This window comes from Lentzea waywayandensis, from assembly GCF_900115955.1.
Classification (GTDB): Bacteria; Actinomycetota; Actinomycetes; order Mycobacteriales; family Pseudonocardiaceae; genus Lentzea; species Lentzea waywayandensis.
In genome coordinates this window covers 55799-77373 of sequence record NZ_FOYL01000007.1, presented here as the reverse complement: position 1 = coordinate 77373, position 21575 = coordinate 55799, and the positions used below count along the sequence as shown (strand labels likewise).

General features: G+C 67.7%; 21 protein-coding genes. 10 read left to right on the top strand and 11 right to left on the bottom strand.

Annotated features, from left to right (window positions below; translation table 11 throughout):
• Nucleotides 1-39: 39 nt before the first annotated feature.
• The 4 genes from BM417_RS25820 to BM417_RS25805 are packed head-to-tail and all read right to left on the bottom strand — an operon-like array spanning nucleotide 40 to nucleotide 3711.
• Nucleotides 40-1218 (bottom strand): RtcB family protein, encoded by a 1179-nt coding sequence (locus BM417_RS25820; protein ID WP_093599586.1) that lies wholly within the window; start codon nucleotides 1216-1218, stop codon nucleotides 40-42.
• Nucleotides 1219-1228: 10 nt separating this feature from the next.
• Nucleotides 1229-1900, bottom strand: a complete 672-nt coding sequence (locus BM417_RS25815; protein WP_093599583.1) for a hypothetical protein — start codon at nucleotides 1898-1900, stop codon at nucleotides 1229-1231.
• A 48-nt stretch (nucleotides 1901-1948) separates the two neighbouring features.
• Nucleotides 1949-2749, bottom strand: a complete 801-nt coding sequence (locus BM417_RS25810; RefSeq protein ID WP_093599580.1) for an ABC transporter permease — start codon at nucleotides 2747-2749, stop codon at nucleotides 1949-1951.
• Nucleotides 2746-3711, bottom strand: coding sequence for an ATP-binding cassette domain-containing protein (locus tag BM417_RS25805; RefSeq protein ID WP_093599577.1), 966 nt, complete (start codon nucleotides 3709-3711; stop codon nucleotides 2746-2748). Before BM417_RS25805 ends, BM417_RS25810 begins: the two co-directional genes overlap by 4 nt.
• Before the next feature lie 97 nt (nucleotides 3712-3808).
• Here BM417_RS25805 and BM417_RS25800 point away from each other — a divergent pair, with 97 nt between their 5' ends.
• Together BM417_RS25800 and cpt are read left to right on the top strand one after the other, a co-directional pair.
• Entirely contained in the window at nucleotides 3809-5128 is a 1320-nt protein-coding gene (locus BM417_RS25800; protein WP_093599574.1) for an NAD(P)-binding domain-containing protein, read from the top strand.
• A 238-nt stretch (nucleotides 5129-5366) separates the two neighbouring features.
• A complete protein-coding gene (cpt, locus tag BM417_RS25795; RefSeq protein ID WP_245822170.1) occupies nucleotides 5367-5912 on the top strand; it encodes a chloramphenicol phosphotransferase CPT in 546 nt (181 codons plus the stop codon).
• On the opposite strand, the gene BM417_RS25790 is transcribed toward cpt, so the two are convergent.
• The 5 genes from BM417_RS25790 to BM417_RS25770 all read right to left on the bottom strand — a co-directional run bounded on the left by BM417_RS25790 (nucleotide 5909) and on the right by BM417_RS25770 (nucleotide 10695).
• Nucleotides 5909-6754, bottom strand: a complete 846-nt coding sequence (locus BM417_RS25790; protein WP_093599571.1) for a radical SAM/SPASM domain-containing protein — start codon at nucleotides 6752-6754, stop codon at nucleotides 5909-5911. The genes cpt and BM417_RS25790 overlap by 4 nt on opposite strands.
• Nucleotides 6755-6926: 172 nt before the next feature.
• Complete coding sequence (locus BM417_RS25785; protein WP_093599568.1) at nucleotides 6927-7508, bottom strand: class I SAM-dependent methyltransferase; 582 nt, start codon at nucleotides 7506-7508, stop codon at nucleotides 6927-6929.
• Nucleotides 7509-7577: 69 nt separating this feature from the next.
• Nucleotides 7578-9083, bottom strand: coding sequence for an aldehyde dehydrogenase (NADP(+)) (locus BM417_RS25780; protein WP_093599565.1), 1506 nt, complete (start codon nucleotides 9081-9083; stop codon nucleotides 7578-7580).
• Nucleotides 9080-9907 carry an NAD-dependent epimerase/dehydratase family protein gene (locus tag BM417_RS25775; RefSeq protein ID WP_093599562.1) on the bottom strand — a complete coding sequence of 276 codons (828 nt, stop codon included), beginning with the start codon at nucleotides 9905-9907 and terminating at the stop codon, nucleotides 9080-9082. The genes BM417_RS25780 and BM417_RS25775 overlap by 4 nt, the downstream gene beginning before the upstream one ends.
• Before the next feature lie 41 nt (nucleotides 9908-9948).
• Nucleotides 9949-10695 (bottom strand): IclR family transcriptional regulator, encoded by a 747-nt coding sequence (locus BM417_RS25770; protein ID WP_281251357.1) that lies wholly within the window; start codon nucleotides 10693-10695, stop codon nucleotides 9949-9951.
• Nucleotides 10696-10861: 166 nt separating this feature from the next.
• Between BM417_RS25770 and BM417_RS25765 the strand changes: the two genes are divergently transcribed.
• The 8 genes from BM417_RS25765 (at nucleotide 10862) to BM417_RS25730 (ending at nucleotide 18541) form a co-directional block, all read left to right on the top strand.
• A complete protein-coding gene (locus BM417_RS25765; protein WP_093599559.1) occupies nucleotides 10862-12181 on the top strand; it encodes a sugar ABC transporter substrate-binding protein in 1320 nt (439 codons plus the stop codon).
• 77 nt (nucleotides 12182-12258) lie between these two features.
• Nucleotides 12259-13149: a carbohydrate ABC transporter permease gene (locus tag BM417_RS25760; RefSeq protein WP_218164564.1), complete on the top strand. Its 891-nt coding sequence runs from the start codon at nucleotides 12259-12261 to the stop codon at nucleotides 13147-13149.
• Complete coding sequence (locus tag BM417_RS25755) at nucleotides 13146-14024, top strand: carbohydrate ABC transporter permease (RefSeq protein ID WP_093599556.1); 879 nt, start codon at nucleotides 13146-13148, stop codon at nucleotides 14022-14024. Before BM417_RS25760 ends, BM417_RS25755 begins: the two co-directional genes overlap by 4 nt.
• An 8-nt stretch (nucleotides 14025-14032) precedes the next feature.
• Complete coding sequence (locus tag BM417_RS25750; RefSeq protein WP_093599553.1) at nucleotides 14033-14935, top strand: 5-dehydro-4-deoxyglucarate dehydratase; 903 nt, start codon at nucleotides 14033-14035, stop codon at nucleotides 14933-14935.
• A gap of 13 nt (nucleotides 14936-14948) precedes the next feature.
• The gene (locus BM417_RS25745) at nucleotides 14949-16208 is read left to right on the top strand and encodes a glucarate dehydratase family protein (RefSeq protein WP_093599550.1); all 1260 of its coding nucleotides are present in this window, start codon (nucleotides 14949-14951) and stop codon (nucleotides 16206-16208) included.
• A complete protein-coding gene (locus tag BM417_RS25740; RefSeq protein ID WP_245822168.1) occupies nucleotides 16205-17332 on the top strand; it encodes a hypothetical protein in 1128 nt (375 codons plus the stop codon). The genes BM417_RS25745 and BM417_RS25740 overlap by 4 nt, the downstream gene beginning before the upstream one ends.
• A gap of 65 nt (nucleotides 17333-17397) precedes the next feature.
• Nucleotides 17398-17868, top strand: a complete 471-nt coding sequence (locus BM417_RS25735) for a hypothetical protein (RefSeq protein WP_093599544.1) — start codon at nucleotides 17398-17400, stop codon at nucleotides 17866-17868.
• A 136-nt stretch (nucleotides 17869-18004) separates the two neighbouring features.
• On the top strand, nucleotides 18005-18541 hold the full coding sequence (locus BM417_RS25730; RefSeq protein WP_143138801.1) for a hypothetical protein: 537 nt from the start codon (nucleotides 18005-18007) through the stop codon (nucleotides 18539-18541).
• 69 nt (nucleotides 18542-18610) lie between these two features.
• Here BM417_RS25730 and BM417_RS25725 read toward each other — a convergent pair whose 3' ends face one another.
• Nucleotides 18611-20275 carry a fumarate hydratase gene (locus BM417_RS25725; RefSeq protein ID WP_407656174.1) on the bottom strand — a complete coding sequence of 555 codons (1665 nt, stop codon included), beginning with the start codon at nucleotides 20273-20275 and terminating at the stop codon, nucleotides 18611-18613.
• Nucleotides 20276-20549: 274 nt separating this feature from the next.
• A complete protein-coding gene (locus BM417_RS25720) occupies nucleotides 20550-21539 on the bottom strand; it encodes a sigma-70 family RNA polymerase sigma factor (protein WP_090073384.1) in 990 nt (329 codons plus the stop codon).
• Nucleotides 21540-21575 lie beyond the last annotated feature (36 nt).

Sequence of the window (21575 nt, the reverse complement as noted above, 5' to 3'; positions counted from 1 at the left end):
GCTGTCCTGGAGGCTTCCCGTTCACCCACAAGGGAAACATCAACCCTTGATACAAACCACCTGCTTGAGCTTGGCGACCACCTCGACCAGGTCGGACTGGTTCGCCATCACGGTGTCGATGTCCTTGTAGGCGCCCGGAATCTCGTCCACCACGCCGGAGTCCTTGCGGCACTCGACACCACTTGTCTGGGCAGCGAGATCCTTCGTCGTGAACGTCTTGCGGGCCTTGTTGCGCGACATCCTGCGGCCGGCGCCGTGCGACGCCGACTCGAACGAGTCGGGGTTCCCGAGGCCGCGCACGATGTACGAACCGGTGCCCATGGAACCCGGGATGATGCCCAGCTCACCAAGTCCGGCGCGGATCGCACCCTTGCGCGTCACCAGAACGTCCTCGCCGAAGTGGTTCTCCTCCGACACGTAGTTGTGGTGCGCCGAGATCGGCTCCTCGAAGACGATCTGCGGGAACTCGCCCCGCAGCACGTCGCAGACCAGGCGCAGCATGACCGCGCGGTTGCGTCGCGCGTAGTCCTGCGCCCAGTACAGGTCGTGCCGGTACGCGGCCATCTCGGGCGTGCCCGAGAGGAACACGGCGAGGTCCGGGTCCGGCAGCTCGGAGTTGTGCGCGAGCGTGCGCGCCACCGCGATGTGGTGCTGCGCCAGCTCGTTGCCGATCCCACGTGACCCGGAGTGCAGCATGACCCACACCCGCTGGTCGCCGTCCAGGCAGACCTCCAGGAAGTGGTTGCCGCCCCCGAGCGTGCCCATCTGGTGCAGCGCCTTGTCGGCGCGTGCCTTCACGACGGGCGTGAGGTCGTCGAACTTCCTCCAGAACGTGCCCCAGTCGGACGCGTCCCTCTCGGTGAACGCGGTCGCCTTGTGCTGACCGAAACCGACGGGGACCACGGCCTCCATCCGGGACCGCAGCCCACGGAGTGTCTCCGGCAGGTCGCTGGCCGTGAGCGAGGTGCGCACGGCGGTCATGCCGCAGCCGATGTCCACGCCGACGGCCGCGGGGGAGACGGCGTCACGCAACGCGATCACCGAACCCACCGTGGCGCCCTTGCCGTAGTGCACGTCGGGCATGACCGCGATGTGCTTGAACGCCCACGGCAGCGAGGAGATGTTCTGCAGCTGCCGCATGGCGAACTCCTCGACCTCGTCCGGTCGAGTCCACATGCGAATGTCCACGTTCTGGCCGCGGACCAGGGTTGCTGCCATGCCCACGAGGTTAGGCGGCGCTTTGCCCGTTCCACAAAAGAGTTTCCGCGCTCACGAACTCCCACGTGCCCTTGCGCACCTTGGCCTTGCGGAGGTCACCACCGATGTTCGTGACGAACGCCCGCACGGTCGGCAGGTCGTCGACGCCCGCGATGAGGATCGCCTTGTCCTGCAACGTGACGCTGCCGCCGCCGAGCTTCTCGCGCGCGACCGCGTCCTTGAGCAGGCCTTCGCGGACCTGCTGCGCGGTGATGCCGTCGACCTCGACCTGGACGGCGTCGACCTTCGGCGAGTTCGCGAGCAGGAAGCGGAACGTGAGCACCGACTCCTGCCGGAACTGCTTGCTGATCGTGGATGCGGTGTGGCGCAGGGCTTCTTCGTTCAGCGTGACGTCGAACTTGCGGGAGCGTTCGAACGTCGTCTGCTGAAGGTCGCCCGACCAGAACACGCCGTCGAGCAGCGTCGAACGGGTCGTGAAGCCGCCGTTCGCGTGCACGACGGCGCGGACCTCGCGGTCGAACTTCACGAGCCTGTCCCGCAACCGCGGGTCGGCGGGGTCGGTGATGATCGCGGTGTTGTTCGTCGCGAAGATCTCCGGGCACGGCAGCGGTGCGCCCGCCGCCGTGCCGGTGGAGACCGCGAACGCCAGTACCGACGTGACTGCCACGAGAAGATTTCGCATGGGGCACAACGTATTGGGCGCGACGCGGTTCGGCATACCCCGTTCCACTCAGCGGGCTACGGCGCGTTTGTACTGGTAGTTGGCCAGCGGAACGAAGATCAGCAGGAACACCACCACCCAGCCGAGCGACGCGAGCACCGGGTGCTGCAGCGGCCACACGTCCGGCGGCGTCTGCAGGGGAGAGGTGTTGCCGAACAGTTCGCGGGCGGCCAGCGTGACCGCCGAGACCGGGTTCCACTCGGCGACGTGACGCAGGCCCGCAGGCAGGTTCTCCGACTGCACGAACGTGTTCGCGATGTAGGTGATCGGGAAGATGAAGATGAAGCTGGCGTTGTTGAACACCTCAGGACTGCGCACCAGCAGCCCGATCCACGCCATCGCCCACGAGAACGCGTAGGCGAAGAGCAGCAGGATCCCGACCGCGGCGAGGGCCTCCAGCGGCGACGAGTGGATGCGCCAGCCGACGATCAGGCCGGTGATCATCATGATGACGATGACCAGCGCGTTGTTGACCAGGTCCGACGTGGTGCGGCCGACCAGGACGGCCGAGCGCGCCATCGGCAGCGAGCGGAACCGGTCGATGATGCCCTTGGTCATGTCCTCGGCGAGGCCGCTGCCGGTGATGGTGGCGCCGAACAGCACGGTCTGCGCGAAGATGCCTGCCATCAGGAACTCGCGGTAGTCCATGCCGGGGATCTGGATCGAGCCGCCGAACACGTAGGCGAACAGCAGCACGAACATGATCGGTGCCGCGGTGGAGAACACCAGCAGGTCCGGTACGCGTTTGATCTTGATCAGGTTGCGCTTGGCGACGACCGCGCCGTCCGCGAGCGCTTGCAGCAGCTTCACTTCTGTTCCCCTTGCGCTGAGTCGTCTGCGACGTGCCCGGTCAGGGCCAGGAACACGTCGTCGAGGGTCGGTCTGCGCAGCCCGATGTCGAGGACCTTCACCGACTCGGCGTCCAGCCGCCGGATCGCCTCCATCAGCACCGAGGACCCGCCCGTGACCGGCACGGTGAGGTGGTTCTGGCGGTCGTCCGCGTCGATCTGGCCGACGGCGAGACCGGCCAACGTGCCGGCGGCGGTGCTGAGCTCGGCGGACGTGGCGACGGACAGTTCGAGACGTTCGCCGCCGACCTGGTCCTTGAGCTGGTCGGCGGTGCCTTCGGCGATCACCCTGCCGTGGTCGATGACGGCGATCTGGTCGGCGAGCCGGTCCGCTTCCTCGAGGTACTGGGTGGTGAGCAGGAGGGTCGTGCCGCCTTTGACCAGTTCCTCGATCACGTCCCACATGCCCAGCCGGGAGCGTGGGTCGAGGCCCGTCGTCGGTTCGTCGAGGAACAGCACGGTCGGCTTCGCGACGAGCGCGCCCGCGAGGTCGAGCCTGCGCCGCATGCCGCCGGAGTAGCCCTTCACCGGACGGTCGGCGGCGTCTTCGAGGTCGAAGCGGGCGAGCAGTTCGCGGGCTCGTTCCCGGCTTCTGGCGCGGCCGAGGTGGTAGAGACGGCCGACCATGTCGAGGTTCTCGAACCCGGTGAGGTTGTCGTCGACGGCCGCGTACTGGCCGGAGAGACCGATCTTCGTGCGGAGTTCGTCGGCCTGCTTGCGCACGTCGAGCCCGGCGACGCGCGCCGATCCCTCGTCGGCCTCGAGCAGGGTGGTGAACACGCGTACCGCTGTCGTCTTGCCGGCGCCGTTGGGACCCAGCAGACCCGTGATGGTCCCCTCGGGCACGGTGAGGTCCAGGCCGTCGAGCGCGACGACCGATCCGTAGCGTTTGACCAGGCCTTCGGCCACGATCGCGTCTGTCATGCGGGCATCATGGCGCTGAGGTCTGACAATTTCGTCCGATTTATGACCTTGTCCAGGTGATTGACAGGCGCTTTGAACGTGAAAATACTTCAGAGTCATGGAACGCGTGTGCGTCATCGGGGCAGGGTCCTCCGGCATCGCCGCATGTCAGGTGCTCGGTGCCCGCGGCATCGAGTTCGACTGCTTCGAGACCGGGTCGGAGATCGGCGGCAACTGGCGCTACCTCAACGACAACGGCATGTCGTCCGCCTATCGCTCCCTCCACATCAACACCTCGCGGCAGATGATGGAGTTCAAGTCCTTCCCGATGCCCGCGCGTCTGCCCGCCTATCCCTCGCACTTCCAGATCGCCGAGTACTTCGACGACTTCGTGAAGCACCACGGGTTCCGCGACCGCATCCGGTTCCGGACCGAGGTCACCTCGGTTTCCGTCGCGCCCGGTGGCTATTCCGTCACGACGCGCGATCGCGATACCGGCGAGGAGATTTCGGGTGTCTATCGTTCAGTAATCGTCGCGAACGGGCACCACTGGTCGCCGCGGATGCCCGAGCCCGCGTTTCCCGGCTCGTTCGACGGCGAACAGACGCACGCGCACTTCTACAAGACGCCCGAACGATTCGCGGACAAGAAGGTGCTGGTTCTCGGCATCGGCAATTCCGCCTGCGACATCGCGGTCGAGACCTCACGCGTCTCCGCGCGGACGTTTCTGGCGATGCGCCGAGGCGCGCACATCATGCCCAAGTACCTCTTCGGCATGCCGACCGATCACCTGACGACCTCGCCGCTCGCCCGTTTCGCGCCCGCCTGGCTCCAAGCGCTGTCCGTGCGGGCGATGCTGCGGCTGGCACGCGGCAAGCTCTCCGACTACGGGCTGCCCGAGCCGTCGCACGGCATCCTCGCCGCGCACCCGACGGTGTCCGACGACCTGCTGACCCGGCTCGGGCACGGCGACATCACGGTGAAACCGAACCTGACGCGGCTCGACGGGGCCGGGGTCGTGTTCGCGGACGGGTCCCGCGAGGACGTCGACGTGATCGTCTACTGCACCGGCTACAAGGTCGACTTCCCGTTCTTGTCCTCTGCCGAGTTCCCCGCCGTGTCGTCCGCGGACAACGAGGTGTCGTTGTACCGGCGGGTCGTGGATCCGGCGCATCCCGGGCTCTACTTCCTCGGGCTGATCCAGCCGCTGGGGGCGATCATGCCGCTGGCCGAGGCGCAGTCCGAGTGGATCGCCGACCTGATCTCGGGGCGTGGGGTGCTGCCTCCGGTGCCGGAGATGAAGGCGGAGATCACCTCCTACCGGGAGACGCTGCGGCGCCGGTACGTGAAGTCGAAGCGGCACACGCTGGAGGTCGACTTCCTCGGGTACCAGCGGGAGTTGCAGGAGGAACGGCGGGCGGGCGCCGCTCGCCGCTGACTCGTCGCGCCACCTGGTGGGGCCCTCGATGTCGACCTTTGCAATGAGTCTTTTGACTTCGTCCGCAAACGTATTTTGCATCCGGGGTGGGTGGGCAGCGATATATCGGTCTGCGGACCGGCCGTGAGCTGGGCCTTAGCAATGAGTCTTTTGACGGCGTCCGCAAACGGCTCATTGCTAGGGGCTGAGAGGCGGGGAGTGAAGGGTGGGGGCGGGGCTGCGTGGGTACGGTCGGAGCGTGTCGTCGAGTGCTCAGGTGATCGTTCTCAACGGTGGGTCCAGCTCCGGCAAGTCGGGGGTCGCGCGCTGCCTGCAGGCGGTGTTGCCCGAGGCGTGGCTGGCGATCGGGGTCGACACGTTGATCGACGTGATGCCCGCGCGGTTGCGGCTCGGGTCGGAGGGCATTGGGTTCGCGGTCGACGGTGAGGTCAGCGTCGGGGCCGAGTTCCGGTTGCTGGAGGACGCTTGGATGAACGGCGTCGCGGCGATGGTGCGCGCGGGGGCGCGGGTGATCGTGGACGACGTGTTCCTGGGTGGGGCCGAGTCACGGCGGCGGTGGGAGAAGGCCCTGGACGGGCTTCGCGTGGTGTGGGTCGGGGTGCGGTGTGATGCCGCTGTCGCCGCCGGGCGCGAGCTTGCTCGTGGTGATCGGGTTGCCGGGATGGCCGAGGCGCAGGCTGAACTCGTGCATCGCGGGATGAGTTACGACGTCGAGGTCGACACCGCGAAGGCCGAGGCGGTCGAGTGCGCGAAGGTGATCGCCGCACAGGTCGGGACCGTCTAGGGGCGGGGTGGGTCGTCGTTCGGGGCGCAGGAGCCGCCGCCCTGGGGCCAGCACGAAGGGCCGGCGGTGACCGGCGGGGCCAGTCGAGCGGTCGACAGGATCGTGGCTAGATCCGTATCCAATATATTGCCCAGCTGGGTTCGGCGGGCGAACACGCATGGCCAGACTTCGCCGGACGATGAGATGGCGACGGCGCCGTGGCCGCAGCGGCCGCAGAGTTGGTCGAGACCGGTCTGGCCAAGATTGGACTGGTCAGGGTCAGGTGAAGCGTTTGCGCCGCGGCCGATGCGGCGTAGGCGATCGCCGCCGATGTCGGTGACGCCCAGCGAGGAAAGCTCGGCTTGGGCGCCGTGGGTGCGCTGGCGGCCGATGTGGTCGGAAGAGCTGACATCGATGACGCCGGCGCGCAGCGGGATGTCGCGGCGCAGGGCCTCGGCGATGTTCGCGCGGGTGCGGGCGTGACTGCCGCGCCGTCGGGTGATGGCCTCGTGCTGGGACGCCGTGTCGGAGTAGTAGCTCGTCGCCAGGCGCACGCCGGGGCGGGAGAAGGTGTCCCACAGGCGCGGGCCGATGTGCACGAGATTGCTGAACACCTCGACCTCGAGTCCGGCGACCAGTCCGCGATCGACGAACTCCGGTAAATCGGGGTGCAATGTCGGCTCGCCGCCGATGAACTGAATCGAGTGCGCGCCGAGTTCGGCCACATCGTCGATGATCCGGAACCAATCGCGAGTTCTGAGCACGCCCTCGTCGCCGCGCGGTCCGGACTCCGCGTAGCAGTGCGTGCAGCTCAGCTGACATTTGCCGGTGATCTCAAGCCATGCGAAACGCAGGTCGGTCATGTCCCGCTCCCCTGGACGACGCCGTGCGATAACCATCTTGCCCCGGCGGGCCGCGAAAGGAGCTGTCGAATTCATTTAAACATCGGACTGATGTTGGCTCGGTGACATGTCACCGACACGAATACGGCGTGCGCCTGGCCGTATTGGTATTAACCGACTAATCAATCGCGGATCAGGAGCGTCTCATTAGGAAGCACGCGAAACCGCTTCCGGAAGCGGGCTCCGGCAGCCGCTCGATGTCGAACGACGCCCCGAACAGCCGCTGCTCGTCACCCACGGCGAGACCGGGGAACCGGGCGCCACGACGCTTCCACCACGGGATCTCGTCGTAGAAGCACCACATCAGGAACAGCGAGCCGGGGTGCGACAGCCGCAGCACGGTCGCCGCCATCGCGTCCTGGGCGGGACCGCGCAGGTCGTCCAGCACGCTGTAGTCGACGAGCAGGTCGAACGTCCCGGAGACGCCGGGGATCGACGTGGCCGTCAGATCCCCCGGCAGCCACTCGATCGACAACGACGGCGGCGTCGCGCGCCGGGCCTTCTCCAGGCCGACGGGGGAGAAGTCCACGCCCGTCACGTCGAAGCCGTGCTCGGCCAAGAAGATCGAGTTCGCCCCGCTGCCGCAGCCGAGATCGATCGCGCGGCCCGGCGCGATCCGTCCTGACGACACCAGATTCACCAGTTCGGCACGGGGACCGCCCTCCCACGGCGCCCAGGTCCGGTACATGAAGTTGTAGGCACGACGACCGACCATCCCATGTCCTCCCAACGAAAAACGGGGCCGCCGACGTGAAGTCAGCGGCCCCGCTCATCCGGCAACCTTTCAGTGCACGCCGAGCACGCCGTCGATCCGGCGCGGAATGCCGAGCGGGTTCGCGTCCCGCAACTCCGCCGGCAGCAACGCGTCCGGCCACGACTGGTACGTCACCGGCGCGATCCAGCGGCGGATCGACGTGGCGCCCACCGACGTGTGCAGCGGGTTCGTCGTCGACGGCCACGGGCCACCGTGGTGCTGACCCCACGCCACCGCGACACCGGTCGGCCACGCGTTGAAGATGATGCGACCCGCGACGTGCCGCAGGACCTCGGCGATCTCACCGGCCTCCGCGTGGTCCGACGCCTCCGCGTGCACCGTGCCGGTCAGCGTGCCCGGCAGCTTCGCCAGCACCGAGTGCAGTTCGGCGGGGTCCGAGTAGGTCACGGCCAGGGCGGCCGGGCCGAAGTGCTCCTCGGTGAGCTTCTCGAGGTTCTCCTCGAACACCGACACCGGCACGCTGAACAGACGCGGAGCCACGGCCCACGCCTCGTCCGGGCGCGTGCCCGCGGACACGACGGTCACCAGGTCCGACGCGGCCAGCGCGTCCGTCGACGCCGTGTAGGAGTCGCACATCCGCTCGTTCAGCATCGCGCCACCGGTCGTCGCCGCGACGGCCTCACCCAGCGCGGGCACCAGCGCCTCGGGCGTGAAGACCAGGCCGGGGTTCGTGCAGAACTGGCCGACACCCATCGTCAGCGACGCCGCGAACCCGGCCGCGATGTCCTCGCGCTCAGCCGCGCCCGGCAGGATCACCGTCGGGTTCACGCTGCCCAGTTCGCCGTAGAACGGGATGGGGTCCGGCCGGCCCTGCGCCAGGTCGAACAGCGCCCGCCCGCCACCGGTCGAGCCGGTGAAACCGACCGCGCGCACCGCCGGGTGCTTCACCAGCGCGACACCCGACTCGGTGCCGTACACGATCCCGAACACACCCTCGGGCGCACCGGCCTCGCGGAGCGCGTCCACCACGACGCGCGCGGTCTCGCGCGACGTCGACGGGTGCGCCGAATGTGCCTTCACCACAACGGAACAACCGGACGCCAGCGCGGAGGCTGTGTCACCACCGGCGACCGAGAACGCGAACGGGAAGTTCGACGCGGAGAACACCGCGACCGTCCCCAAAGGACGGAGCACGCGCCGCAGCACCGGGCGCGGCGGGATGATGTCCGGGTTCGCCGTGTCCAAAGTGGCCTCGACGTAGCTGCCCTCGCGCAGCACCTCCGCGAACAACCGCAGCTGGTTCGTCGTGCGCTTGAGCTCGGTCGTCAGCCGCGGCACGCCCAGCGCCGTCTCGCCGTCCGCGGTCTCGACGAGCAACGACGACTCGCCGTCCAGCGCGTCCGCGACCTTCTCCAGCACCACGGCACGATCCGCCGCCGGAACGACCGACCACGCCGAGAACGCGACGGCCGCGGCGGAGGCGATCCGGTCCACCTCGCTGTCGGGGGTCTTCGCAACCGGCTCGCCGAACGGCTCACCGGTGCGCGGGTTGTATCCCTGAACGACGTGGCTCAACGCCCTGCCTCCTTGACTGCCGTGTCGAAATCGGGGCCACACCAGGCCCCGCCCACGTACCTCGCCGCGGGCGACGAGGGATCGAGCTCACCGCCGTGCTGCTCCAGCACCGCTGCCGCGTACTCCTCGGAGTCGTCCTGCGGCTCGTAACCGATGGCGCGGGCCTCGTCGAGCGAGAACCAGCCGCGCTTGTTGTTCGAAACTCCCCACACGATCCGGAAACCGGGGGACGGGAAGGAAAGAGCCGCCTCGAACAGGCGCGCGCCGTCGTCCGGTGACATCCAGGTCGAGAGCATCCGCACGTCACGCGGCTTCTCGAAGCACGAACCGATGCGGATCGCGATCACGTCCATGCCGTAGCGGTCGGCGTACAGCGACCCCAACGCCTCCAGCGCCACCTTGGACACGCCGTAGTACGTGTCCGGGCGCGGGAACGCGTAGTCGCCCGCCTCGCCGTCGGCGCGTTCCAGGTAGCCGACCGCGTGGTTCGAGCTGGCCAGGATCACCCGGCGAACTCCCTGCCGGCGCGCGGCTTCGAGCAGCGTGTGCGTGCCGTCGATGTTGACCCGCAGGATCTTCTCCCACGGCTCCTCGAGGCTGTGGCCACCGAGGTGGATCACCGCGTCGACGTCCTTCAGCGCCGCTTCCATCGCGGCCATGTCGGTCACCGACGCCTCGACGAGCTCGACGTTCTCGCCGTCGGCGGCCGCGGGTAGCTCCGCGATGTCCAGCAGCCGCAGGACACGGCCCTCCGCCGCGAGGCGGGTACGCATGAGCGTGCCCACCCCGCCGCCGGCGCCGGTGATCAGGATGCGTGCGGTCACGGGTTGGACCCCTCCGTCTTGTTCAGGTGTATCGGCAAAGCTCAGCGACCGAACTGGCGGAGGAGTTCGGTGATCTGCCGGGCGGCGTCGAGCAGAGCGGCGATGACCTGCCGCTCGTGCTCGGGGTCCAGTCTGCCCAGAGGAACCGAGCAACTCATAGCGTCCAGAACGGGATTTCGATAAGGCAACGCCACCGCGAAACAACCCAGCCCGGGTGTGTTCTCCTCGCGTTCGTGGGCATAGCCGACATTTCGGAACCCGGCGAGCTGCTCGTGCAGCGCCGCCCGATCGGTCACGGTGTTGGGGGTCAGCGGCGACAGCTCGGCCGGAAGGATCAGATCGACCTCCTCCGGCGTCCGCGTCGAGAGCACCGCCTTGCCCAGCGACGTCGAGTGCGCGGGCAGCCGGCGGCCGACGCGCGAGACGACCCGCAGGTGGTGTTCGGACTCGCGGCTCGCCAGGTAGACGACGTCCGCTCCGTCCAAACGGGCAAGGTGAACGGTCTCGTTGATGTCCTGACGGACCTGCTCCATCACACGGATCGCCGCGCGTACAACAGGGTCGTGGTCCAAATAGGACGTACCGACGAGCAGCGCGCGTACGCCGATGCCGTACGTGCCCCGGTCCGAGTCGACCTCCACCCAGCCGCGTGCGACGAGCGTCTGCAGCAGCATGTAGAGGCTGGACTTGGGATAGCTGAGCTCGCGGTGCAGCTCAGTGAGCGTCAGTCTGCGGTCTGACGCGGACAGCACCTCGAGCAACTCCACCGTTCGGTCGGCGGACTTCACTGCGCCCGGACGAGCTGTGCCTCTGTCGATCGGCGACGCCACCTGGCCTCCTCGAAACCTGTGCGCAACATGCCCTTGACACGTCGCTGTGGTGATTCTTACAGTCCTGCATCAGGTTCACAAGTACGACCCACGTTCATATATCTGAACACGAAGGGCTCCGACGATGCGCCGTAGAACAGCCACGACAATTGCCACGCTGGGCGTGGCAGCGCTGCTCGCAGGATGCGGCAGCGGTGGCACCACGGCGACGTCGTCCAAGGACCCGAGCAAGCCTCTCGAAGTGTGGACCCGCTCGACCGAGGCGACCGCGAAGGTCTACGAGAAGATCTTCAAGTCGTTCACCGAGAAGACCGGCGTGCAGGTCGACTACAAGCCGATCTTCAACGACTTCGACAAGCAGGTGCAGCAGCGCGCCGCGTCGAAGGACCTCCCCGACGTCGTCATCACCGACACCGGCTCGCTCGGCAACTTCGTCAAGCAGGGCTGGACGACCGAGGTGAAGCGCGACGACGTCGCGGGCAGCGGCGACATCGTCGACCGCGCGTGGAACAACGGGAAGGGCGCGGACGGCAAGTTCTACGCCATCCCCTACTCCACCCAGGCGATGGTCACGCTGATCCGCAAGGACTGGCGCGAGAAGCTCGGCAAGCCGATCCCCACCACGTGGGAGGAGCTCGACGACCTCGCGAGGGCCTTCACCCGCAACGACCCCGACGGCAACGGGCAGAACGACACCTACGGCATGCTCGTGCCGGGCACGACCGACCGCGGCTACCTCGCGTGGTGGGCGGCCAGCTACATCTGGCAGGGCGGCGGCGACATCCTCGAGGACGAGGGCGACGGCAAGTTCCGCGTCGGCATCGACTCGCCGGAGTCGACCAAGGCCGTCGAACGGCTGCGCAAGCTCTTCTGCGAGGACAAGGTCATGCAGCCCGGCTCGCTGACCCTGGGCACGAACGACGCGCACCCGCTGTTCGAGTCGGGCAAGAGCGGCATCTACCTCACCGGCCCGTACATGATCGGCCGTTTCGACAAGTCGGTCGGCAAGGACAAGTACGAGGTCATCGCGTCCCCGAAGGGCCCGGCCGGTGCCACGGTGCTCGGTGAGGGCGAGAACATCTACCAGATGGCCGGCTCCGCGAAGACCGCCGACCAGAAGAAGCTCGCCGAGTACCTGATCACGTCCGAGGCGCAGCAGGCCGGCATGAAGGGCGACCCGCAGCCGGTCGTCCGCCTGCCCGTCAACAAGACCGTCGACGTCAACGCGACGTACAAGGACCCGCGCTGGGCGACCGTGGCGGGCGTGTACTCCAGCGAGGCGCGGCCGTTCCCCAGCGTTCCGAACTTCGCGCCGTTCCGGCAGAAGACCTCGGAGACCCTGAACTCCATCTTCGCGAAGTGCCCCGCTGACTCCTCGGCCGAGCTGAAGACCCTCGCGGAAGCGCTCAAGAAGGAACTCGACAACCAGAAGGCGTCGAAGTGACAGCAGTTCAGTCACTCGGCGACACCCGAGACGTGGGCTCGACGGCTAGTGGCGGCGGTGCCGTCGAAACCCACCCCGTGAGGCGACGCCGCCGGCGTCGCCTCACGGGAGCCACCTTCATCCCGTGGCTGTTCCTGCTTCCCGCCGTACTGATCTTCCTGGTCTTCAAGTTCATCCCGATGGCCGAGGGCATCCGGCTCTCGCTGTTCGAGGTCCGGCCGTTCCTCGGCGACATCTTCGTCGGCTTCAAGAACTACGCGACGATCCTGCAGGACGAGAAGTTCCTGACCGCCAGCTGGCACACCCTCGTGCTGGCCGGCGGTCAGACGGTCGGCGCGATGGTGATCGGCTTCTTCCTCGCGCTGCTGCTCGAAGGCCACACCAAGTCGCTGTGGTTCGTGCGGTCCGCGGTGTTCCTGCCCGTCGTGGCGGCCACCGCGGTCATCGGTGAGATCTGGCGGCTGTTCTTCTACCCGGCGCCCGAAGGCTTCCTCAACGAGCTCATCTCGTGGGTCGGCCTCGGGCCCTGGGAGTACATCCACAGCACGGACACCTCGCTGGTGTCGGTCATGTTCGTGGGCATCTGGAAGCACGCCCCGTACGACATGGTGCTGATCCTCGCCGGGCTCGCCGGCATCGACCGCCAGCAGTACGAGGCCGCCGCGATCGACGGAGCCTCGACGCCGCAACGGATCTGGAACGTCACGCTCCCCGCGCTGCGGCCCGTCATCACCATCCTGCTGACGCTGGCGGCGATCCGCGGCCTGCGCGTCTTCACCGAGGTGTACGTGCTCACCGGAGGTGGCCCCGCGGGGTCGACCGACGTCTGGATGACCCGCGTCTACACCACGGCGTTCGAACAGTCCGAAGCCGGACTCGCCTCGGCGGGCTCGGTGTTGTTGTTCCTGGTCACGCTCGTTCTCACGGTCAGCGTGCAGTGGTACCGCCGGAGGAAGGAGGCGCGATGAGCGTCAACTCGAGCCGCTTCGACAGCGCCATCGGCTGGTCCACCCGGCCGGACGCCTGGGGCAGCAAGGCCATCCGCTTCCTTTTCAGTGCCCTCGCTGTAATCCTTTTCTGCGGCCCGCTGCTGGTCATCTTCTCCGGCGCGTTCGACCACAACCCGGACCCGACCAAGCTGTCGGTGATCCCGGACAACCCGTCGCTGATCAACTTCCAGGTCGCGGCGGAGAACAAGATCTGGCACTACCTGATGAACTCGCTGGTCATCGCCGGTGGTGCGCTGCTGTTGCAGCTGTCGGTGAGCGTGTTCGCCGCCTACGCGTTGGCGCGCAAGAAGTTTCGCGGTCAGGCCATCGCACTGTTGGTCATTCTCGCCACGATGATGTTGCCGGAGGAGGTCATCGCGATCCCGCTGTCGCTGGTGATCGGAGACCTACCGCTGGTGCACGTGAGTCTCAGGGGCACCCTGCTCGGCGTCATCCTCCCGTTGGGGGCTTGGGGTTTCTCCATCTTCGTCATGACGGAGTTCATGAAGGAGATCCCCAGCGAACTGGAGGAGGCAGCCAAAGTGGACGGTGCCGGGGAGCTGCGTCTCTTCGCGCAGATCATCCTCCCGCTGTGCAAACCCGCGCTCGGCGTCATCGCCGTGTTCGGCTTCAACATGATTTGGGAGCAGTACCTGCTCCCCCTGATCGTCGCCGCTGACCCCTCCGATTACACGCTCACGGTCGCACTTCTCGCGCTCCGGTCCGACGATCAGGTCGGAACGGGCATCGTGCTGGCCGGAGCGTTGCTGGCGCTGGTACCGAGCCTGGTCGTGTACCTGTCGCTGCAGAAGTCCTTCCTGCGTGGGATCACCACCGGAGCGATCAAGGGATGAGTCTGGTTATGCAACTCGATGGTGTGCTGTTCTTTCCGGTGACCCCGTTCGACAGCGAGGGGAACATCGCGTACGACGTGCTCGCCGAGCACGTCAAGCACGGTGTCTCCGCCGGGCCGGGCGCGGTGTTCGCCGCCTGCGGCACCGGCGAGTTCCACGCCCTGGGGCTGGAGGAGTTCGAGCGGGCGGTGGCCGTCGCGGTCGAGGCGACCGCGGGCAAGGTGCCGGTGTTCGCCGGCGCGGGCGGCTCGGTCGTCGCGACCAAGCAGTTCGTGCAGGCGGCGGAACGCGCCGGTGCGCAGGGCATCCTGCTGCTCCCGCCGTACCTGGTGACCAACCCGGCCGCCGGACTCGTGCGGTACGTGGCCGAGGTCGCCGGCGTCACCGAGCTGCCGATCATCGTGTACCAGCGCAACAACGCGCGGTTCACGCCGGAGACCGCCGTCGAGGTCGCGCGGATCCCGAACGTCGTGGGCTTCAAGGACGGCATCGGCGACCTCGACCAGATGCAGCGGATCGTGCTGTCGGTTCGTGCCAACGTTGACAAGCCGTTCCAGTTCTTCAACGGCCTGCCGACCGCGGAGATGACCCAGCTCGCGTACCGGGGCATCGGCGTCGAGCTGTACTCGTCGGCGGTGTTCTGCTTCGCGCCGGAGATCTCGATCGGCTTCTACAACGCCGTGCAGTCCGGCGACACCGAGCTGGTGAACCGCTTCCTCTACGAGTTCTACAAGCCTCTGGTCGAGCTGCGGGACAAGGTTCCCGGCTACGCGGTCGCCCTGGTGAAGGCCGCGGTGCGCGCGAACGGACTCGAGGTGGGCGGTGTGCGGCCGCCGTTGATCGACCCGTTGGACGAGCACCTGGCCGCTCTCGACAAGATCATCGCTGCGGGCAAGGCTCTGCTGAGCTGAGAGGGCGTTCGGAATGAAGATCACCGAGATTGTTCTGACACCGATCGCGTTCCGGGACCCGCCGCTGCTGAACTCGGCCGGCGTCCACGAGCCGTGGGCGCTGCGCACCATCGTCGAGGTGCACACCGACGAGGGCATCTCGGGGCTGGGGGAGACCTACGGCGACCTTGGGCACCTGGAGCGCTCAAGGTCCGTTGTGGACTCCCTGATCGGCCTCGACGTGTTCGCGTTGAACGAGATGCACGCGCGGGTCTCCGCCGTTCTCGGCGGCAAGGCAGGCCAGGACAAGCACGGCCTGACCGGGAAGATCACGGCGGAGAGCACCGTCGACCGCGTGTACTCGCCGTTCGAGGTCGCCTGCCTGGACATCCAGGGCAGGGCGCTCGGGCGTCCGGTGCACGACCTGCTGGGCGGTGCGGTGCGTTCCGCCGTCCCGTACTCGGCGTACCTGTTCTACAAGTGGGACGGGCATCCCGGCGCCGAGCCGGACGAGTGGGGCGAGGCGATCGACCCCGCCGGCATCGTGGCGCAGGCGACCAAGATGATCTCGCGGTACGGGTTCGGGTCGATCAAGCTCAAGGGCGGCGTCTTCCCGCCGGAGCAGGAGATCGAGGCGATCCGCGCTCTGCGCGAGGCGTTCCCGGACCACCCGCTGCGGCTGGACCCGAACGCGGCCTGGTCGTCGGCGACGTCGCTGAAGGTCGCCGAGGAGCTCGACGGCGTGCTGGAGTACCTGGAGGATCCGACGCCGGAGATCTCCGGGATGGCGGAGGTGGCCGCGAAGGCGCCGATGCCGTTGGCCACCAACATGTGCGTGGTCGCGTTCGAGCACCTCAAGCCTTCGGTGGAGCAGGACGCCGTGCAGGTGCTCCTGTCCGATCACCACTACTGGGGCGGTCTGCAGCGGTCGCGTCAGCTGGGGATGATCTGCCAGACCTTCGGCATCGGCCTGTCGATGCACTCGAACTCGCACCTCGGCATCTCACTGGCCGCGATGACGCACCTGGCGGCGGCGACACCGAACCTGAACTACGCGTGCGACACGCACTACCCGTGGAACGCGGCGGACGAGGTCGTGGAGCCCGGCGTGCTGTCCTTTGTGGATGGTGCGGTGCCGGTGCCCGTCACGCCTGGTCTCGGTGTGACGCTGGATCGTGACGCGTTGGCGCGCATGGCCGAGAACTACGTTCGTTGTGGCATCACGTCTCGTGACGACACGGGCTACATGCAGAAGTTCGACCCGAGCTACGAGAGGAAGCGTCCCCGGTGGTGAAGTCGGTTGTCCACGCCTATCCGTGGGACCTGATCGGAGACCCTGAGGCCGTCGCGCGGTATCAGGAGCTCGGCGTCGACGCGATCGCCGTCGCCGCGTCGTATCACACCGTGCGGGCCGCGACGCCGCTGCACCCTTCGCATCGAATGGTCGACGCGCGGCACGCGGCGTTCTACCTGCCGGTGCGTTCGGAGAAGTACGGCCGGCTGGTGCCCGCGGAACCGTCCTGGGTGGACGGTTCCGACTCGTTCGGTGCCGCGGCGGCTTTGGTTCGTGCCGCGGGACTTCCCGTGTACGCGTGGACCGTGCTGACGCACAACTCGCGGCTGGGCGACCTGCATCCCGATGTGACCGTGGTGAACGCGTTCGGGGATCGCTACCCGTACGCGTTGTGCACCGCGCAGCCCGACGTCGTCGAGTACGCGTCGGTGCTGGTGTCGGAGGTGCTGGAGCTCGGCGCGCCGGACGGGATCATCCTGGAGGCCTGCGGGCCGCTGGGGTTCTTCCACGGCGGGCACCACGAGAAGACCGACGGCACGGACTGGAACGCGGTGCAGCAGAAGCTGTTGTCGCTGTGCTTCTGCTCTGCCTGCACCGCCCTGTACGCCGACCCGGATGCCCTGCGTGAAGCGGTCCGGGCCGGGGTCGATCGCGGGGCGTCCAGCGTCGAGGAAGCGCTGGGCGCTCTCGCGGAGAACGTTCAGGCTGTGCGCGCCAGCGTTGTGCGGTCGTTGCGGCAGAGGCTGGTCGGCGAGATTCGTACGGCGGCGCCTTCGATCCGGATCGGCATGCACGTGACGGCGGACCCTTGGGGCACTGGGCCGTTCGCGACCGTGGCCGGGGGAGTCGACGCCGACGTCGACGTCCTGACGACGATGTGCTGGCCAGGCCCGGAGATCGCCGTCCCCGGCATCGAGGCTCTTCGTGCCGTCGCCCCGGACACGCGGATCGCCGCGTACGTGCTGGGGTTGCCGCCGAAGCCGGCCGACGGTGCTGCGTTGTCGAAGGAGTGGCTCACGTACCTGGACGCCGGTGTGGAGGAGTTCCACCTCTACCACGGTGGTCTTGCGTCCTCGGCCCGGTTGGAAGCTTTGCGAGAGGCTGTAACGGCCGTTAGCCGCTAACTGGACCGCTAACTGTGAAGGTAAGTCACTGCAACCCGTTGTGAGCGCGGTTCCGTCCTCTGAACATGAGGCACATAGGAACCGTAGTTGGCACTGGCGTCCTGCTGCTGGTCATCTCGGCCTGTGGCAGTGCGCAGAACGCGGGCACTGGAGCAGGTGGCGGTCAGGAGTTGCCGACCGCCACCTCACCTTCCGAGCTGCCCCCGAACGTCGCGCCAGGAGAAGTGCCGCCGGACGGCAAACCCGTGACGAAGCTCGATGCCAACGGTCTGGCGCCGGACCATCCGCGCACCGTGTGGACGCAGGGCGACGGGAAGACCGTCGGAGTCGTCGCCCAGGAGGGCGGATGCGGCAAGGCGAGCGCGTCCGTGCTGGAGCAGAACGCTTCCACGGTGAAGATCGAGCTGCTCGAGACGCTGCCGCTGACCAAGCAGATGTGCACTATGGACATCCGCTTCCCTCCGCTGACGGTGCAGCTCTCCGAGCCCCTTGGTGAGCGCACGGTCGCGCTGACGTCGCGGCAGGAACAGAAGTAGACCTTCCTCCCACGGTGCCCGGCCGGCATCTGCCCCGTCGGCCGGGTACCTCTTTTCTTCGCGGTGAAAGTTCGACCGGACAGGTCGCAGGACATTTGACAGGGACTTCGTGTCCCGGTTTGCGAGGATGGACCGCATGAGAAACGCCGTCGCTGCCGTTGCTCTCGCCGTCGTGCTCGTCGGTTGCTCGTCCGGCACGCAGTCCGGCGCGCCCGGCTCCAGCTCGTCGGGCGGGTCGCCCACGGGCACGACCGCGCCCGGTTCGAGCGGCACCCCCGGCACGGGCTCGTCGGGCGGGAACCCCACCGCGCCCGTCCAGCCTCCGGTCTCGATCTCGGAGGAGAAGCCCGTCGTCCCGCCCAACGTCACGCCCGTGGCGAAGGAGAAGGTCGACACGACATCGTTGTCAGACACCTACCGCGACGAGGCCTACGTGTTCGGCGACGGCCGTGACGTGCAGGTCTTCGGCGTCGGCGGCGGCTGCAAGGAGGCCCGCGCCGAGATCACCGGCCAGTCGGCCGACATCGTCCAGATCACGCTGGTCACGATCACCAAGCAGCCCCCCGGCACCGTGTGCACCCAGGAGGTCCGTCAGGTGCCACTGACCGTCCGCCTGGACGCGCCGCTGGGCAACCGCCGCCTGGTGCTCGAGTCCCGCGAGGAAACCGGCTGACGCGTAGACGACGCAGGACGGCGCACCCTGCCCTCGCGTGCGCCGTCCTGCTGTCGTTGGTGAGAAGGTCTAACGGCGGAAACTGATCTGCAGGGTCGGGGTCGACGTCTCCGCGAAGAAGTCGTTGCCCTTGTCGTCGACCACGACGAACGCGGGGAAGTCCTCGACCTCGATCTTCCAGACCGCCTCCATGCCCAGTTCGGGGTACTCGAGCACCTCGACCTTGCGGATGCAGTCCTGCGCCAGCCGCGCCGCCGGGCCACCGATCGAGCCCAGGTAGAAGCCGCCGTGCGACGAGCAGGCGTTCGTCACCTGCTTGGAGCGGTTGCCCTTGGCGAGCATCACCAGCGAGCCGCCCGCCGCCTGGAACTGCTCGACGTAGGAGTCCATCCGGCCGGCGGTCGTCGGGCCGAACGAACCGGAGGCGTAACCCTCGGGCGTCTTGGCCGGGCCGGCGTAGTAGACCGGGTGGTCCTTGAGGTACTGCGGCATCTCCTCGCCGGCGTCGAGGCGTTCCTTGATCTTGGCGTGCGCGATGTCGCGGGCCACGACCAGCGGGCCGGTCAGCGAGACGCGGGTCTTCACCGGGAGCTGGGTGAGGATGTCGCGGATCTCCGACATCGGGCGGGTGAGGTCGATGCGGACGACCTCGTCGGACAGGTCCTCGCCCTCGATCTCGGGCAGGAACTGCGCCGGGTCGCGTTCCATCTGCTCCAGGAACACGCCCTCGGCCGTGATGCGCGCCTTGGCCTGGCGGTCGGCCGAGCACGACACCGCGATGCCGACCGGGAGGGACGCGCCGTGGCGGGGGAGACGGATGACGCGCACGTCGTGGCAGAAGTACTTGCCGCCGAACTGGGCGCCGATGCCGAAGTTGCGCGTCAACTCCAGGACCTGCTGTTCGAGGTCCGTGTCGCGGAACGCGTGGCCCAGCGCCGAGCCCTCGGACGGCAGGTTGTCGAGGTAGCGGGCGGAGGCGAGCTTCGCGACCTTCAGGTTCTGCTCGGCGGACAGGCCGCCGACGACGACCGCGAGGTGGTACGGCGGGCACGCGGCGGTGCCGAGCGAACGGAGCTTCTCGTCCAGGAACGACGCGAGGCGCTTCGGGTTCAGCACCGCCTTCGTCTCCTGGTAGAGGAACGTCTTGTTCGCGCTACCGCCGCCCTTGGCCATGAACAGGAACTCGTAGACGGGCTCCTGGCCGGGCTTGTGGAACACCTCGATCTGCGCGGGCAGGTTCGTGCCGGTGTTCTTCTCGTCCCAGAACGTCACCGGAGCCATCTGCGAGTAGCGCAGGTTGAGCTCCTGGTAGGCCTCGTAGACGCCGCGGGCCAGCGCCTGCTCGTCGTCGCCGCCGGTCAGGACGGTCTCGGAGCGCTTGCCCATGATGATCGCCGTGCCGGTGTCCTGGCACATCGGCAGCACGCCACCGGACGAGATGGCGGCGTTGCGCAGCAGGTCCATCGCGACGAAGCGGTCGTTGCCGGAGGCCTCGGGGTCGTCGATGATCTTGCGCAGCTGGGCGAGGTGCGACGGGCGCAGCAGGTGCTGGATGTCCCGGATCGCCTCCTTCGCGAGCAGCGTCAGCGTCTCGGGCGCGATCTCCAGGAACTTGCGGTCACCGGCCTCGATGAGCTTGACCCCGTCGGAGGTGACGAGGCGGTACTCGGTCTCGGTGTCCTTCGCGAGGGGGAGGACGTCGGTGTACTCGAATGTGGTGGGCACGGGGTACACAACTCCAACGGTGTGCAGTTCGGATCAGAAAACCGTACCGCCATCAAAGGGACGTACTGGTCCCCGTCCACCGTGTTCTTCGCAACCGTGTTCCTCGCAGGGCCCGCGAACGCGGAAGGCCGGGGCGGCCCCCGGCCGTCCCGACCTTCCTTCGCGTGCTAACCCGACTCACGACGGGCGTCGCGTGGCTCTGGTAACGCCCGACCGTGCCGTGAGTTGAGTCACAAGTCAATACTGCCGGACAGGTGAAACCTGACCGTGACGACTTCAGGGACTACGAGGCGTAGGCCCGCAGCTTCGCAGCGCGTTCGCCCTGACGGAGCTTGGACATGACCTCGCGCTCGATCTGACGCACCCGCTCACGCGACAGGCCGAACCGCTTGCCGATCTGGTCGAGGGTGCGCGGCTGGCCGTCCTCGAGGCCGTAGCGCAGCCGGATCACGGCCTGCTCGCGCGGCTCCAGCGTCGCGAGAACGCGGCGCAGGTCGTCCTGCAACAGCCCGGAGATGACGGCGCTCTCGGCGTCGGTGGCGTCCGAGTCCTCGATGAAGTCACCGAGGGGAGCGTCCTCCTCCGTGCCGACCGGCATGTCGAGCGATACCGGGTCACGCGCGTGGTCGAGCAGGTCGGCGACCTTGTCCGGGTTGAGCCCGGCCTCTTTCGCGAGCTCCTCGTTCGTCGCCTCGCGGCCGAGCGTCTGGTGCAGGTCGCGCTTGATCCGCGCGAGCTTGTTCACCTGCTCGACGAGGTGGACGGGGAGGCGGATGGTGCGGCCCTGGTCGGCCATGCCGCGGGTGATGGCCTGGCGGATCCACCACGTCGCGTAGGTCGAGAACTTGAAGCCCTTGGTGTAGTCGAACTTCTCGACGGCGCGGATCAGGCCCAGGTTGCCTTCCTGGATCAGGTCCAGCAGCGGCATGCCACGGCCCGTGTAGCGCTTGGCCAGCGACACGACGAGGCGCAGGTTGGCCTTGAGCAGGTGGTCCTTGGCGCGGCGGCCGTCGCGGACGAGCGCCCCCATCTCGTCGCGGCGGGTGGGGGTGAGGCGCTTGGCCGTCTCCAGGACGTGCTGCGCGAACACACCTGCCTCGATGCGCTTCGCGAGCTCCACCTCCTCCTCGGCGGTGAGGAGCGCGGTCTTGCCGATTCCGTTCAGGTAGACTCGAACGAGGTCGGCTGCTGGTCCTTGCGCGTCGAGTTCGTGCTCGACGACGGTGGGCGTGTTCTCTCCGACTTCACGGTCGGAGATCCTCGTGACGGTCATGGATCTCCCTCCCCCTGGTGCGGGCGACGCTGCTGT

Excerpts from the sequence above, each read along its gene's own strand:
- BM417_RS25820 (WP_093599586.1), bottom strand. The coding sequence starts at position 1,218 with ATGGCAGCAACCCTGGTCCGCGGCCAGAACGTGGACATTCGCATGTGG.
- BM417_RS25730 (WP_143138801.1), top strand. The coding sequence starts at position 18,005 with ATGAGAAACGCCGTCGCTGCCGTTGCTCTCGCCGTCGTGCTCGTCGGT.
- BM417_RS25815 (WP_093599583.1), bottom strand. The coding sequence starts at position 1,900 with ATGCGAAATCTTCTCGTGGCAGTCACGTCGGTACTGGCGTTCGCGGTC.
- BM417_RS25750 (WP_093599553.1), top strand. The coding sequence starts at position 14,033 with ATGCAACTCGATGGTGTGCTGTTCTTTCCGGTGACCCCGTTCGACAGC.
- BM417_RS25790 (WP_093599571.1), bottom strand. The coding sequence starts at position 6,754 with ATGACCGACCTGCGTTTCGCATGGCTTGAGATCACCGGCAAATGTCAG.
- BM417_RS25745 (WP_093599550.1), top strand. The coding sequence starts at position 14,949 with ATGAAGATCACCGAGATTGTTCTGACACCGATCGCGTTCCGGGACCCG.
- BM417_RS25765 (WP_093599559.1), top strand. The coding sequence starts at position 10,862 with ATGCGCCGTAGAACAGCCACGACAATTGCCACGCTGGGCGTGGCAGCG.
- BM417_RS25735 (WP_093599544.1), top strand. The coding sequence starts at position 17,398 with ATGAGGCACATAGGAACCGTAGTTGGCACTGGCGTCCTGCTGCTGGTC.
- BM417_RS25785 (WP_093599568.1), bottom strand. The coding sequence starts at position 7,508 with ATGGTCGGTCGTCGTGCCTACAACTTCATGTACCGGACCTGGGCGCCG.
- BM417_RS25720 (WP_090073384.1), bottom strand. The coding sequence starts at position 21,539 with ATGACCGTCACGAGGATCTCCGACCGTGAAGTCGGAGAGAACACGCCC.
- BM417_RS25800 (WP_093599574.1), top strand. The coding sequence starts at position 3,809 with ATGGAACGCGTGTGCGTCATCGGGGCAGGGTCCTCCGGCATCGCCGCA.
- BM417_RS25805 (WP_093599577.1), bottom strand. The coding sequence starts at position 3,711 with ATGACAGACGCGATCGTGGCCGAAGGCCTGGTCAAACGCTACGGATCG.
- BM417_RS25755 (WP_093599556.1), top strand. The coding sequence starts at position 13,146 with ATGAGCGTCAACTCGAGCCGCTTCGACAGCGCCATCGGCTGGTCCACC.